At 68.0% G+C, this 13,251-nt stretch carries 14 protein-coding genes; 10 read left to right on the forward strand and 4 right to left on the reverse strand.

Annotated features, from left to right (window positions below):
- Positions 1 to 8: 8 nt before the first annotated feature.
- Both A4U64_RS22575 and A4U64_RS22580 read right to left on the reverse strand, forming a co-directional pair.
- Positions 9 to 893, reverse strand: a complete 885-nt coding sequence (locus tag A4U64_RS22575) for an SDR family NAD(P)-dependent oxidoreductase (RefSeq protein ID WP_050034432.1) — start codon at positions 891 to 893, stop codon at positions 9 to 11.
- Positions 894 to 901: 8 nt separating this feature from the next.
- On the reverse strand, positions 902 to 1,855 hold the full coding sequence (locus tag A4U64_RS22580) for an acyl-CoA thioesterase (RefSeq protein ID WP_198163329.1): 954 nt from the start codon (positions 1,853 to 1,855) through the stop codon (positions 902 to 904).
- A gap of 216 nt (positions 1,856 to 2,071) precedes the next feature.
- Here A4U64_RS22580 and A4U64_RS22585 point away from each other — a divergent pair, with 216 nt between their 5' ends.
- The 6 genes from A4U64_RS22585 to A4U64_RS22610 are packed head-to-tail and all read left to right on the forward strand — an operon-like array spanning position 2,072 to position 6,948.
- The gene (locus tag A4U64_RS22585) at positions 2,072 to 3,259 is read left to right on the forward strand and encodes a lipid-transfer protein (RefSeq protein ID WP_065923147.1); all 1,188 of its coding nucleotides are present in this window, start codon (positions 2,072 to 2,074) and stop codon (positions 3,257 to 3,259) included.
- Between the two features lies 1 nt (position 3,260).
- The gene (locus A4U64_RS22590; RefSeq protein ID WP_050034429.1) at positions 3,261 to 3,719 is read left to right on the forward strand and encodes a MaoC family dehydratase N-terminal domain-containing protein; all 459 of its coding nucleotides are present in this window, start codon (positions 3,261 to 3,263) and stop codon (positions 3,717 to 3,719) included.
- Positions 3,716 to 4,117 carry a MaoC/PaaZ C-terminal domain-containing protein gene (locus tag A4U64_RS22595; RefSeq protein ID WP_050034428.1) on the forward strand — a complete coding sequence of 134 codons (402 nt, stop codon included), beginning with the start codon at positions 3,716 to 3,718 and terminating at the stop codon, positions 4,115 to 4,117. Before A4U64_RS22590 ends, A4U64_RS22595 begins: the two co-directional genes overlap by 4 nt.
- 37 nt (positions 4,118 to 4,154) lie before the next feature.
- Complete coding sequence (locus A4U64_RS22600) at positions 4,155 to 4,958, forward strand: SDR family NAD(P)-dependent oxidoreductase (RefSeq protein ID WP_050034427.1); 804 nt, start codon at positions 4,155 to 4,157, stop codon at positions 4,956 to 4,958.
- Complete coding sequence (locus tag A4U64_RS22605) at positions 4,958 to 6,124, forward strand: thiolase family protein (RefSeq protein WP_050036245.1); 1,167 nt, start codon at positions 4,958 to 4,960, stop codon at positions 6,122 to 6,124. Before A4U64_RS22600 ends, A4U64_RS22605 begins: the two co-directional genes overlap by 1 nt.
- Before the next feature lie 26 nt (positions 6,125 to 6,150).
- Positions 6,151 to 6,948, forward strand: coding sequence for an enoyl-CoA hydratase/isomerase family protein (locus A4U64_RS22610; RefSeq protein ID WP_050034426.1), 798 nt, complete (start codon positions 6,151 to 6,153; stop codon positions 6,946 to 6,948).
- 148 nt (positions 6,949 to 7,096) lie between these two features.
- Here A4U64_RS22610 and A4U64_RS22615 read toward each other — a convergent pair whose 3' ends face one another.
- A complete protein-coding gene (locus tag A4U64_RS22615) occupies positions 7,097 to 7,678 on the reverse strand; it encodes a hypothetical protein (RefSeq protein ID WP_065923148.1) in 582 nt (193 codons plus the stop codon).
- A gap of 32 nt (positions 7,679 to 7,710) precedes the next feature.
- Positions 7,711 to 7,827 (reverse strand): hypothetical protein, encoded by a 117-nt coding sequence (locus A4U64_RS29255; RefSeq protein ID WP_425540744.1) that lies wholly within the window; start codon positions 7,825 to 7,827, stop codon positions 7,711 to 7,713.
- A gap of 564 nt (positions 7,828 to 8,391) precedes the next feature.
- Between A4U64_RS29255 and A4U64_RS22620 the strand changes: the two genes are divergently transcribed.
- The 4 genes from A4U64_RS22620 (at position 8,392) to A4U64_RS22635 (ending at position 13,061) form a co-directional block, all read left to right on the forward strand.
- Positions 8,392 to 9,123, forward strand: a complete 732-nt coding sequence (locus A4U64_RS22620; protein ID WP_232334128.1) for an ABC transporter permease — start codon at positions 8,392 to 8,394, stop codon at positions 9,121 to 9,123.
- A 19-nt stretch (positions 9,124 to 9,142) separates the two neighbouring features.
- Positions 9,143 to 9,940 (forward strand): ABC transporter ATP-binding protein, encoded by a 798-nt coding sequence (locus tag A4U64_RS22625; RefSeq protein WP_065923564.1) that lies wholly within the window; start codon positions 9,143 to 9,145, stop codon positions 9,938 to 9,940.
- 41 nt (positions 9,941 to 9,981) lie between these two features.
- Positions 9,982 to 10,950, forward strand: a complete 969-nt coding sequence (locus tag A4U64_RS22630; protein ID WP_050034423.1) for an ABC transporter substrate-binding protein — start codon at positions 9,982 to 9,984, stop codon at positions 10,948 to 10,950.
- A 470-nt stretch (positions 10,951 to 11,420) separates the two neighbouring features.
- A complete protein-coding gene (locus tag A4U64_RS22635) occupies positions 11,421 to 13,061 on the forward strand; it encodes a thiamine pyrophosphate-binding protein (RefSeq protein ID WP_065923150.1) in 1,641 nt (546 codons plus the stop codon).
- The last annotated feature ends 190 nt before the right edge of the window (positions 13,062 to 13,251 follow it).

Consider the following 13,251-nt stretch of genomic DNA (forward strand, 5'->3'; position numbering starts at 1 on the left):
CAGTCCCTTCAGCTCATGATCTTCGGTCGTTCGACGTCCAACGCGCGCGGGAACGAAGGATTCTCCATCACCTCGGCGAGCTCGGCGACGCTCCAGCCGTGGTCAGCGTTGACAACGTGCCCGAGCGAGAAACCTTGGTAGAGACCGACATGCCCGCCGGTGACGGAGAAGATCTGCCCGGTGAAGGGACAGTCGGCCTTCGTGAGGTAGGCGACCAGCGAAGAGGTGTTGCGCGGGTGGAACTTGTCGAACGCGTCCTCGTCCTCGGGTGCGGCGACCGCCGCGGCGAGGCCGGGCGAGGAGGTGACCATCGCGGTCCGGGCAGCGGGCGAGATCGCGTTGGCGCGAACGCCGTACCGGCCGAGCTCGGCGACCGCGAGCAACACTTGCGCAGCGAGACCCGCCTTGGCCGCAGCGTAGTTCCACTGGCCGACGTTGCCGTGCAGACCCGCGGCCGACGTGGTGTTGACGATCGAGCGGTCGGCCGAACGGCCCGCCTTGCCCTCCGCGCGCCAGTGCCGTGCCGCCGCCCGGGTCACCGAGAATGCGCCCTTGAGGTGGACGTCGACGACGAGGTCGAAGTCCTCCTCGGACATGTTCCAGACCATCGCGTCGCGGACGATACCCGCATTGTTCACAATCGCGTGCAGGTCTCCGAATGCGTGGACCGCGGCCTCGACCAGCCGCTCCCCGGTCGCCATCTCTGCCACGCTGCCGGCAACGCCGACCGCCTCGCCTCCGGCGGCGATGATCTCCGCCACGACGTCGGCCGGGTCGGACAGGTCGTTGACGACGATCCGCGCCCCCTCCTGCGCCATGAGGAGCGCGTGCTCACGGCCGATGCCGCCACCTGCGCCGGTCACGATTGCGACTCGGCCGTCGAGTTGTCCCATGCGTTGATTCACCTTTCGTCATTACTGTCGGGAAGAAGCCTGACCACCGACTCCTGAGTAGCACTGGCGACCATGGTCCCGTCCGGACTCCAGAACGTGCCCTGGTTGAACCCCCGACAAGACGCGATGCTGGTGCTCGTCTGACGCAGCAGCAGCCAGTCGTCGGCACGCAGCGGCCGGTGGAACCAGACCGCGTGGTCGATCGACGCCAATCCCACCCGGCCGTGCTCGCGACGCAGGGGGTACATCACCTCGTGCTCGATCGCCGAAGACTGCGCGAGCGTGGCATCGGCGAGGTACGTCAGCGCGCAGGCGTGGACGAGTGGGTCGTCCGGGAGGGGGCCACGCGACCGCAGCCAGACGTCCTGGCGGACGGTGCCGTCGGCCTCCGGCGCGGTGGGCCCGGCCGGTCGCGGCACGATCCGTACCTCGACCGCGCCGGCGTACACCGCCTGGGCGTGCGCCTCGGGGTGCAGCGCGCTCCACACGTCGTACACGTCGGGGGCGGTGTCGGGCGCGGGTACGACGGGTGCGACCAGTTGCCGCTCGGGGCCGGCTCCAGGCCGGACGAACGAGGCGGTCAGCACGAAGATCTCGGCGCCGTCCTGGACTGCGGCAACCTGGCGCGCGCTGTAGCTGCGGCCGTCGCGGCTGCGGCCGACGTGGTACTCGATGACCCGGTCCGGCCGGCCCTCGCGCAGGAAGTAGCCGTGCAGCGAGTGGGCGACACGACCAGCGTCGACGGTCGCGCCCGCGGCCGCAAGCGCCTGGGCGGCAACCTGTCCCCCCATCACCCGCTGGGGAGCACCCGCGTGACCGAAGCCGTGGAAGATGTCCGTGCCATGCGGCCGAACCGCGACGAGGTCGGCCAGCGGCGTACCGACCGCGACGACTTCGTTCGCATCGGGGCTGTCTATCGGAGCCGACGCGACCACCTTCGTCCGGACAACCTGTTCGGTCACGGCACCCCCTCTTCTCGTCACTGACGACCCGCCGTCGTCATCTCCCATGTCTAGTCAAACGATAGTTCACTTCATGGTGTCAATGTCAAGACCGCCCCTCGAAATCGAAACTCGGCCGGCCGGACTCGGGAGCCACGTCGCCCGACCCATCCCCGACCTCGCTTGACAGTATGCGAACCGTACTGGAAAGTGAATCTACGTTAGAGAAGGAGACTGATGAACTCTCGAGTCCTCATCGCCGGCGTGGGCATGGTTCCTTTCACCAAACCCAGCGCTGGCGCCAAATACGACGAAATAGGCGCCGCTGCTGCAGCTGCGGCCCTCGAAGACGCGGGGCTGAGTTACGACCAGGTCGGCCAGGTCTACGCCGGATATGTGTACGGCGACTCGACTTCTGGTCAGCGAGTCGTCTACCAGCTCGGCATGACCCGAATCCCAGTGCTCAACGTCAACAACAACTGCGCGTCCGGATCCTCGGCGCTGTGGCTCGCCCGCCAGGCGGTCGCCAACGGCGCAACCGAGTGTGCGCTCACAATCGGCTTCGAGCAGATGCCCCCGGGCGCGCTCACCGCCAAGTGGAACGATCGGCCTGCTCCGCTGTCGGCGTTCATGTCCGCCCTCGAGGACGTCTACCCTGTCGACCCCGCGCTGCCGATGACACCGCAGTACTTCGCGGCCGCAGCACAGGAGTACCTCGACACCACCGACTCCACCGTCGAGACCCTGGCCGCCGTCGCCGTCAAGGCACGCACGCACGCACGCACCAACCCCCGCGCCGTCTTCCGTGACCCGATCACCCCCGAGGACGTGCTCTCCTCCCCCACGGTCGCCGGCACGCTGACGCGGTTGCAGTGCTGCCCGCCCACCTCCGGCGCGGCTGCCGCGGTCGTGTGCACCGAGGAGTTCGCCCGCAAGCACGGGCTCGATGCTCGGGTCGCGATCACAGCGCAGGCGCTGGAGTCCGACGACGAGGGCCTCTTCGACAGTCCGAGCGCGATCGCTCTCGTGGGGTCGGGCGTGACCCGCCGTACCGCCGACCGCGTCTACGCCGAGGCCGGTGTCGACCCCGCCGACATCGACGTCGTGGAGCTGCACGACTGCTTCACCATCAACGAGATACTCACCTATGAGGGGCTCGGCCTCTGCGAGCCCGGTGGTGCCGCGAAGTTCATTGCGGACGGTGACAACACCTACGGCGGCCGGGTGGTCACCAACCCGTCCGGTGGGCTGCTCTCCAAGGGCCATCCCCTCGGCGCGACCGGCCTGGCCCAGATCGCCGAGATCACTTGGCAGTTGCGCGGTTCCGCCGGCGACCGGCAGGTGCCGGGTGCCCGACTCGGCCTGCAGCACAATCTGGGCCTCGGCACGGCCGGCGTCGTGACGATCCTCGAAAGGCTCTCCTGACATGAAGATCATCGACCGCTCCATCGTCGGCTCCCGCACCGAGGAGTTCACCACGTCCGCCGAGCGTGGACGGCTCCGCTTCTTCGCCGAAGCGACGGCCCAGAGCGACCCGGTCTACACAGACCTGAGCGCCGCGAAGGCAGCAGGCCACCCGGATCTCCCGATCCCACCGACGTTCTTCTTCTGCCTGGAGATGGACAACCCGAACAGACACGTCTTCCTCGCGAACCTCGGCGTCGACGTGCGCACGATCCTCCACGGCGGCCAGAAGTTCACCTACCACGCTCCCGCTCACGCCGGCGACGTGCTGACCTATTGGACCGAGGTCGCCGACGTGTCGAGCAAGAAGGGCGGTGCGCTGCAGTTCATCGTCCGCAACACCCACGTCAGCCGCGCCGGCGAACCGGTCGCAACGCTCACCAGCACGATCGTCGTGCGTGACCCCAAGGCGGCGTCATGACCTCCCCGACCACCCACCTCGCCCCCGGCCAGGAACTGACCCTCGCGTGCCCGCGGATCACCCGCACCACGCTCGCCCTCTACGCAGGCGCGTCCGGAGACCACAACCCGGTGCACATCGACATCGACGCCTGCCGCGCCGTCGGCATCGACGACGTCTTCGCCCACGGGATGCTGTCGATGGCCTATCTCGGCCGGCTGCTCACCGACCACTGGCCCCAGGAGCAGATCGTCTCCTTCGAAGTCCGCTTCAGCGCGATCACCCCGGTCAACAGCGAGCCGACGTGCACCGGCACGATCACCAAGGTCGAGGACGGCGTGGCCCACCTCCATCTCACGGTGGCCCTGCCCGACGGGACCGTCACGCTGCGCGGCGCGGCCGTTGTGCGGCTCGCCTGAATTCCCCAGATACCACTCCCCGCAAGGAAGAACTGACATGCCCACACTGCAGGACAAGGTCGCGCTCGTCACCGGCTCCGGTCGCGGTATCGGTCGCGCCGTCGCACTCAAGCTTGCCGCCGAGGGTGCGAAGATCGTCGTCAACGACCTGGACGAGGCGCCCGCCAAGGAGACCGTCGAAGACATCATCGGCGCGGGCGGCCAGGCCGTCGCATGCGTCGGCTCGGTTACCGCGCCCGACTTCGCCCAGCGCTTCGTCGACACGGCGATCGAGAGCTTCGGCGGACTCGACATCATCGTCAACAACGCTGGCTATATCAGGGACAACGTCATCCAGCGGATGACCGACGAACAGTGGGACGGCGTCATCGAGATGCACCTGACTGCGCCGTTCAAGATCCTGCGGGCGGCCGCGCCGTACATCAAGTCGAACCCGACCGACTACCACCGCAAGGTCGTCAATGTCTCGTCGGTCTCCGGGGTCTTCGGCAACGTGGGCCAGGCCAACTACGCCGCCGCCAAGTCCGGCGTCATCGGCTTGACCAAGACCCTTGCCAAGGAGTGGGGCCGCTACAAGGTCAACGTCAACGCCGTCGCCTTCGGATTCATCCTGACCCGGATGACCGAGGCCGTCGCCAGTGAGGACACGGTGGTCGAGATCGAGGGCCGCAAGATGCGGGTCGGCGTCAGCCAGGCCGCGATGGACTCTGTGAAGAAGACCAGTCCGCTCGGCCGCCCGGGCACGCCCGAAGAGGCGGCCGGTGCGATCTACGCCCTGTGCCTGCAGGAGATGAACTACGTCTCCGGTCAGTGCGTCACCGTCGATGCGGGTGCCCGATGATGCGCGACGCGGTCATCGTCGAGGCCGTCCGGACGCCGGTCGGGAGGCGCAACGGCTCGCTCTCCCGACAGCACGCGGCGGATCTGTCCGCCCATGTCCTCGACGCGCTGACCGAGCGCACAGGGCTCGAGCCCGAACTCGTGGACGACGTGGTCTGGGGTTGTGCGATCCCGATCGGCATGCAGAGCGGAGGCATCGGCCGCGCCTCGGTGCTCGCGGCAGGGTGGCCCGAGTCGGTCCCGGCCGTGACGGTCGAGCGCCAGTGCGGCTCGTCGCAACAGGCCGTGCACCAAGCCGCGGCCGGCGTCATCGCGGGACAGTACGACATCGCGGTGGCCGGTGGCGTCGAGATCATGAGCGCCGTGCCGGCACAGGCGGCGCTCGGCGACGGCTCGTTCGGCGAGCCGTTCGGCCCCTCGGTGCTGAAGCGCTACAACGGCGTCCGCTTCCACCAGGGCGTCGGGGCGCAGATGATCGCCGACGAATACGGCCTCACCCGCACCGACCTCGACCAGCACGCGCTCGACTCCCACGCTCGGGCCGCGCGAGCGATCGACGAGGGACGATTCAAGAACCAGATCGCTCCGGTCGAGGTCCTCGACGAGGACGGCACGACGCGGCTCTTCGACACCGACGAGGGCGTCCGCCGCGGCTCCACGCTCGAGAAGCTCGCTGCACTCAGGCCCGCCTTCGGGGAGGACGGCGTCATCACCGCCGGCAACGCTTCGCAGATCTCCGACGGCTCGGCGGCGCTGCTCATCACGACCAGCGAGATCGCGAAGCAGCGCGGCTGGCGTCCGCTCGTGCGCATCCACACCGCTGTGGTCGCGGGCACCGATCCGATCACCATGCTCAAGGGCCCGATTCCCGCCACCCGTCGTGCGCTGGCAAAGGCCGGCCTGAGCATCGACGACATCGGTGTCTTCGAGATCAACGAGGCCTTCGCGCCCGTCACCCTCGCGTGGCAGCGCGAGACCGGGGCGTCGTACGAGCTGATGAACCCGAACGGCGGCGCGATGGCCATCGGTCACCCGATCGGCGGCTCCGGCGCCCGGCTCATGACCACGATGGTGCACCACATGGTCGACCACAACATCCGCTACGGGCTCCAGTCGATGTGCGAGGGCGGCGGCATGGCCAACGCCACGATCCTCGAGCGCCTCTGAACCCGACCGACAAGGAGAACACTGCCATGGACAAGCTTCACCACTACGCGTTCGACAACCTTGTCGCCACCCGGCACGGCGCGGTCCTCGAGGTCCGCATCAACCGGCCCGACGACTTCAACGCGATCAACCACGCCACCCATCGCGACCTGATCCGGCTGTGGCGCGAGCTGCGTCGCGACACCTCGGTACGTGCCGTTGTCCTGACGGGCAACGGGAAGGCCTTCTCCGCCGGCGGCAACCTCAAGGGGCCGCGGATGTCGGCGGGCCAGGAGCTCGACGACTTCTTCCTCGACGCACGCTCGATCGTCGTAGACCTGCTCGAGGTGCCGCAGCCGATCATCGCCGCCATCAACGGTCCGGCGATCGGTCTGGGCGCAACCATTGCCCTGCTCTGCGACGTCACCTATGCCTCGCGCACCGCCGTCATCGCCGATCCCCACGTCAACGTGGGCGTCGTCGCCGGCGACGGCGGTGCGATCGTCTGGCCCTGGCTGGTCGGCATGGCCAGGACCAAGGAGTACTTCCTCACCGGCGACAAGATCGACGCCGTCGAGGCCGAGCGGATCGGCCTGGTCAACCACGTCGTCGACCCCGAGGAACTTCTCGACGCCGCGCACGCATTCGCGCAGCGGGTGGCCAATGGGCACACTCGGGCCATCCAGGGCACCAAGCAGGTCCTCAACGCGGTCCTGCGCGACACCGCCCATACTGTGCTCGACCTGGCGCTGTCGGTGGAAAAGGAGTGCTTCGCCTCGGGTGACCACGCCCGCGCGGTCGAGCAGTTCTTCGCCCAGCGCGACACGGCAAAGAAGGGTGCCTGAGCCGCGGGTGAAAAAGCCGAAAGGCCGGGGAGCTCGCGCTCTTCCAGGCTCCGGGCGCTCATCTGCTCAGACCGGCAAGTGCGCGGCATCGATCCGCTTCGGAATGCCCAGGACGCCGTGCCCGAGCCGCCGGAGCGGTTCGCGCTGCTCAGTGTTCGCCACCGGTAGGCGGTGTCGCCGAGCGGTCCAGGGCCTCCACATCGGCCGGGCTCAAGTCGTCCCGGCCGGCGACAAGCAGCACCGTCCACTCGTTGACGTAGTCCTGCGGCGCCCGTCGGATCGGCGCTCCCTCCTCCCCCGGCACGTTGACAATCTCGGTCGTCAACGCCGGGCAGCCCCGCTCGGCGAGCAGACGTACGGCGGCGGCCAGCGGTGCCGCGCGCCGTGACACAGCGCTCAGCCCGCCAGATGCCGGGTGCACCGACGCCGACGCCGCGGGGAACAAGCGGGAAATCTCGGCCACCGTGAGGTCTGCAGCGACAAGGAGCTGCCGGCCGTGCTCGCGGTCCAGCTTGGCCCGCTCGAAGGCGCGGGCGCTGGGCAGCACCGCCTGGACAGCCCCGGTCAGGGCGTCGGCCTCGGCTTCGGTCGGGTCGCTGCGAGTCCTGGCCAGGGCGGACCACAACGGCGGACGCGCGGCGAGATGGCGATCGGTGAGCTTCGCCCGCGTCTCCGGATCGACGAAGGAACTGCTGCGCTGCCACAGGGGGTCGACACGACCGGGGCGCAAGAGTGCCCTGGCCGCCCCGTCGAGCAGCGTCGTCAGCTCCGTCGCCCCGGAGACCCATTCGCGCTGATCGATCTCGAGCTCGATGACGGCACCAGCAGTTCCAACTTTCCGCGGAAGTGGCGGTAGGGAGCCGGACCGGTAATGCTCACTTCGGCCGCGATGTCGGTGACCGAGGTGTCGTGGAAGCCCTTGTGCTCGAACTATCGCGCGGCCGCCGCGACGATCAGCTGCTTGCGATTGCGCGGGCGACGCTGCGCAGCGCCTTCGGACATTGCTGACCCTCTCCTGACGGAACGCCGGTCGGCGCAGCGACATTGTTACCAATCGTTCGAAATGCGATGACGTTGTCGGCTACGCATGCATTGCCCGTAGCCACTGAAGTTCGCAACGGAAATCCCACAAAGTTACCTGTAGGACAGCAAAAGTGACCTGACTGTACACAAGTCACGGTACTCATAACCAGTATTGACGACTTCGTCACACCCAGGCAAAGTAAGTGACGACTTGATCACCAGTGAATTCTCACTCCGGCGCAGAAGCGCCGGCCCGCCATAGCTGAGGAGACCGTCTTGTCGCAGATCACTGCTAGCGAGCAGCCGACACATCGCCGGGACGACATGCCCCCGGTCGCGGACGCCCCCATAACGATGAAAGGCCGGCGACCACGCGCACGTACATCAAGGACGATGCTGCTCGTCCGAGGAGCACAACTCGTGCTCGTCGTCCTCTGGCTCGGCGCGTGGGACCTGACCGCGCGCAACCAGTGGATCACCCCTGTCCTTGCCAAGTCGCCGAAACAGTCGTGGGACTACTTCGTCAACGCCGTCGAGAACGGCGAGCTCTGGTCCAACGGTCAAGCCACGATGCTCGCCGTCGTCATCGCCTGGGCCCTCGCCAGCGGCGTCGGCGTCGTCGTCGGCATCACGCTGGGCCTCCTGCCCACTTTCGAGCGCATTCTCGCCCCGTTCCTCGACGCAGCCAACGCGATGCCCCGCATCGCCCTCGCACCCTTCTTCATCGTCGCCTTCGGCATCGGCACCCAGGCCAAGGTGGCACTGGCCAGCACACTCGTGTTCTTCATCGTGCTGTCGGCCTCTCGGGCCGGTGTCCGATCGGCCGACGCCGAATGGCTGCGCCTGTCGGCGGTTCTCGGCGCAAAGAAGCGCCACCTGTTCTGGAAGGTCATGCTGCCGGTTGCAACCCCCGCGATCATCGCCTCGCTCCGACTCGGCCTGATCTACGCGCTACTGGGCGTCGTCGGCTCCGAACTCATCGCCGCCGAAAACGGCCTCGGCCAGCTGATCGCCCAGTACTCGTCGCTGTTCCAACTAGAGGCGGTTTACGCGATCTTGATCCTGCTCGCCGTCATCGCCGTCGTCCTGAACCAAGTCATGGGAGCCACCGAGAGGCGACTCCTCCGCTGGCAGCCCCCAGCCGACCACTGATCCCGAGGAGATGACCGCCATGACCCACTCCACTCTCAGCGCCGACGCCGCGAACGTCCCGCCCTTCGACACGATGATCCGTCTCCGCCGGGCACAGGTCACCTTCACCAAGCCGGAGGGCGGGACGCGAACGGTCCTGCACGACATCGACCTCGACGTCACCCCCGGCCAGTTCGTCGCCCTGGTCGGACGCAGCGGCTGCGGCAAGACCACTCTGCTCAACATGATCGCCGCCTTGGTCGAGCCGTCATCCGGCAAGATCGAGGTCCACGGCACCAGCCCCCGCGAGGCCCGCCCCCACCTGGGCTTCATGCTCGCCCGCGACGCGCTGCTCCCGTGGCGCTCCGCCCAGGGCAACGTCGAATACGGTCTCGAACTGCGCGGTGTCGACCGCGCCACCCGCCGCCGGGTCGCCCACGACTGGCTGAGCCGGGTCCACCTCGGCGGCTCCGAACGGCTGTGGCCGTGGCAGCTCTCCCAGGGCATGCGCCAACGCGTCGCCCTCGCCCGTACATGGGCGCTCGACCCCGACGTCCTACTGATGGACGAACCCTTCGCAGCGCTCGACGCCCGGACCCGGATCGCGGTCCAGCAGGAGTTCCTCGAGCTGTGGCAGTCAGGACCCCAGCGCACGGTCGTCTTCGTCACCCACGACCTGGGTGAGGCGATCGCCCTCGCCGACCGCGTCGTTCTCCTCGGCGAGGGCCGGATCCTCGACGACGTCGAGGTCGGCATCGAACGGCCGCGGGACCTGGAGAGCGTAGCTGCACACCCGCGCTACCAGGAACTGTACGAACGATTCCGCAAATCCCTCTGAATCACCTCCAGACCCCGCGAATTCAGGAGATCTACACACCGATGAAGAAGAAGTTCCTGTCTCTGTGCGGCGCACTCGCACTGCTCGCCGGAGCCGCAGCGTGCGGCTCGAACGAGACCGCGGGCGCCAACCCGAACGTGATCAATGTCGGTTCGTTCCCCGGCACGATCTATACCTACCCACTTTCCGTCGCCGAGAAGAAGAGTTTCTTCACGGACCAGGATCTGAACGTGAAACTGATCGAGGGCAAGTCCGGGCCGGAGATCTTGTCCGCGATGATCGGCGGCAGCACACAAGTCATCTTCGGCCAGCCCGGCGCCATCGTCCCGGCCGGCGCCGAGGGCCAGGAGCTCAGGATCCTCGGCCCCTATTCGCGCGGCCGAGTCGTCATGGTGGCGACCGAGGAGTCCGGCATCACCTCGCTCAACGACCTTCCCGGCAAGAGATTCGCGGTCCCGCAGCGCGGCGACTCCAACGAGCAACGGACCTTGAGCGTGCTCGCGGAGTACGGCATCGACGGCAAGGAAGTCACCTTCATCGGCACCGGTACGCCGGCCACAACCGCCGCAGCCATTGCCAACGGCCAGGCCGACGCGAGCGTCCTCGGCCTGACGACCTACGAGTCGCTACTCGCCAAGGGTTCCAAGCTCCGCATCATCGCCGATTCCGCCGAGGGCACGATGGGCGAACGCGGCAGGAACGACGTGACCGGCATGTTCGCCACTACGAAGCAGTTCTGGAGCGAGAACCCCGACACGATCGGCAAGTTCTGCCGGGCGATGAAGTCCTCGATCGAGTGGATCGTCGACGAGGAGAATGCCGACGAGGCGACCAAGATCCTCGTCGACTGGACCGGTCTGCCCGAGGACGCCGCCCGCGCCGTCTGGGAGAGCGAACGCGACACCTGGTCTATGGACCTGAGCAAGGAGCTCTGGGACGCCAACGTCGCCTACGTCGACCCGACGATCGACCCGAATTACGGCGCCATCGTCACCAACGGCTGCCCCTGAGGCCACACCCTGCCCTGCCCGGGCGGGCCGGACCACTCGTGGCCGGCCCGCCCGGCGTCAGCCCCCAACCACATCTCCCTATTTCACTCATGAAGCCGGCACCCACCGACAACGGCGATCTGTCGCGCCTGCGCCCCCTCGTTCAGATCGCCACGGCGGTTCCTGACCGGGGTCACGTTTCACAGCCGGGACCCCAGTGCGCCCCTGATCTGACGCGAGTACGGTGCCGCGTACTCCCATGCAGCCGCCGGACCGGCGGCACTGGGCGCGCCGCACGGGGATTAGATCGACTAGCGGACGATCGCGTCGGCATGGCCCCGAGGCCAGCGCGCAACGTCGACAACTGCACCTCGGGATCCTCCACGAACCACGTCGCACAGCGCGGAGACCTCACGGGCACGGCCGTTCATATCGACGACGGCTTCCGTCCCGTCATCTGACCAGTACACACCGATCTCGGAGGAAACCCCATGAAGACCTATCAACTTGCGGCCCTGGCCCTGTCCGAGCTCGGGGTCGGCACCGTCTTCGGACTCATGGGCGACGCCAACCTCGCGTATCTCGGTGACTTCGTGGAGAACCACGGCGGCGAGTTCGTCGCAGCCGTGGCCGAAGGTGGTGCCGTGTCGATGGCAGACGGCTACGCCCGCATGACCGGTGGTGTCGGCGTCGCGTCGGTCACGCACGGCCCGGCCGTCACGAACTGCACGACCGCCCTGGTCGAGGCGGTGCGCTCGCGCAGCGCAGTGCTGCTGCTGACCGGCAGCACCCCGGACGTGCGCGACCACTTCCAGGACTTCGACCTCGAAGGGTTCGCCCGGCTCGCCGGTGCCGAGTACCGCCGGGTGCGCCAGGCCGCCGCGGTCGGGGCGGATATCGCCGAAGCGCTTTCGCGCGTCGCTACCACCCGGACTCCCCTCGTGCTCGACCTGCCCTACGACCTGCTCGAGGTCGCGGCAACCGGTGAGTCGCCGCGCGCGGTGCCCTCACCGCCGGTACCCGGAGCGCCCGCCGCCGACCTCGTCGACGACGCGCTCGCCGCGTTGCTCGGCAGCGCACGCCCGCTCATCCTCGCGGGCCGCGGCGCGGTCGGCTCCGGCGCCCGCGACGACATCCTGCGCCTGGCGCGGGCCCTCGACGCGCCGGTGATGACAACGCTACTCGCGAAGGACCTGTTCGCCGGCGAACCCGAGAACCTCGGTATACACGGTTCGCTGTCGCACGCGGTGGCGATCGAGGAGCTCGGCCGGATCGACTGCGTGCTTGTCGTCGGCGCCGCCCTCTCGTCGTTCACGACCGACAACACGGCGCTGCTGGCCGGCAAATTCGTCATCCAGATCGACGACCGGTCCGATGCGTTCGGGCGGTTCGCGCCGGTGGATCTGCCGATTACGGGTGACGCCGCGAAGGTGATGCACGCACTGTGCAAGCGGCTGGCCGAGGCCGACGCTCCGGCACCGTCCGGTCGCCGCGTCACGCAGCTCGCCGAAGCCGTGCGCGCCCTCGAGCAGAAGGGCTACCACAGCATCTCCGGGGGCGGCACCGTCGACATGCGAGATGCGATGGCCCGACTCGCCGCGCTACTCCCGCCAGGGTCGCAGGTCGTCACCGATATCGGACGCTTCTCGACCGCGGCGTGGAAGTACCTGCCGGTCGAGCCGGGGCGGTTCACCGTTCCTGGTGCGTTCGGCTCGATCGGGCTGGGTATCGCGACTGCGGTGGGCGCTGCGGCGAGTCACCGCGATGCGCCGACGGTCTGCGTGGTCGGGGATGGCGGCGCGATGATGGGACTGACGGAGTTGAGCACTGCGGTCCGGCATCACCTGCCTGTTGTACTCGTCGTGCTCGACGATCATTGCTACGGCGCCGAGTACCTCAAGCTCGCGGGTCTCGGCTTGAAGCCCGCGCACTCGGAGGTCGAATGGCCGGGGTTCGCGGAGACGGCGCGCGCACTCGGCGCCCGCGCGGTGACGGTGCGCGAAATCGACGAGTTCGCACAGGTCGCGGCGCTGATCGAGAAGGGGAACTATCCGCTGGTTGTCGAGGTCAAGGCAGACCCCGCGCGGCGTCGCCCCCACGTGGCCACGGCCGCCGCAGGACGTGCGCATTGATACGGGACGGTTCCATACGGGACGCAGACTGAGTGCCCGTGGGTCGAACTCATCGGAGGAGCCCGGCATCCGGCAGCTTCTGCCTCCTGTGTGAATTGACGCTCGAACTCCAGTGGGCTGATCGTCCCCCGGCTCGAATGACGCCGACGGTTGTTCACCTGTTCGATCATGTCCCCGACTCGGACTGGTG

It is taken from the genome of Rhodococcus sp. WB1, from assembly GCF_001700945.1.
GTDB classification, from domain to species: domain Bacteria; phylum Actinomycetota; class Actinomycetes; order Mycobacteriales; family Mycobacteriaceae; genus Rhodococcus; species Rhodococcus aetherivorans.